The organism is Bacillus sp. AY2-1, assembly GCF_008368965.1.
Lineage (GTDB): Bacteria > Bacillota > Bacilli > Bacillales > Bacillaceae_G > Bacillus_A > Bacillus_A thuringiensis_S.
The window spans coordinates 1-585 of record NZ_QPEL01000339.1; the positions used below are offsets into that span (position 1 = coordinate 1).

The following is a 585-nucleotide window of genomic DNA, read 5'->3' on the forward strand; positions in this document are numbered from 1 at the left end:
CATAAATAAATTAGATGCAACTATACCGTTTAATAAATCGTTTGGAATTGCTGGGTTATCTGGATCGGGTAAAACAACTTTTTGCCAAACAATTAGTGAAGAGTCAAAAAAACGATTAGTTTCTTTATTACCAAAGGCTGAATATCAATATTTATTTCCTAACATTATGGAAACAAATTTTAGTGCCATTAATATGGAAGAAATGCCTTTAGTACTTTTTCTAGGAAAATCATCGATTTCGTCTAATCCGCGTTCAACGATTGGTACTCATACTGGTGTTTTTACAGAGGTTCGAGAAAAACTTGCTGAAGTTTTTAATCTTTCTCCAGAGGTCTTTTCATTTAATAATCAATTAGGCTGGTGTACTGGTTGTAAAGGCCGTGGTACTACAAAAAATGTTGAGTGTAAAAAATGTAAGGGAAAACGTTATAGTGAAGAAATTGAACAACATGAAATTGATTTGTTGGCCAAGCCACATTCAATCTCAAATATTAATGATTTAAGTATTGAATCTATTCTTTCACTAGCAAAAGAATTAAATATTAGTGAAGAAAAACAGCATATACTGCAAAATATTATTAATAT

At 30.6% G+C, this 585-nt stretch carries 1 pseudogene; it reads left to right on the top strand.

Features of this window, described 5'->3' with window-relative positions:
* Position 1: 1 nt before the first annotated feature.
* Positions 2-585, top strand: a pseudogene (locus DN403_RS30930) (excinuclease ABC subunit UvrA); the annotation flags it as partial.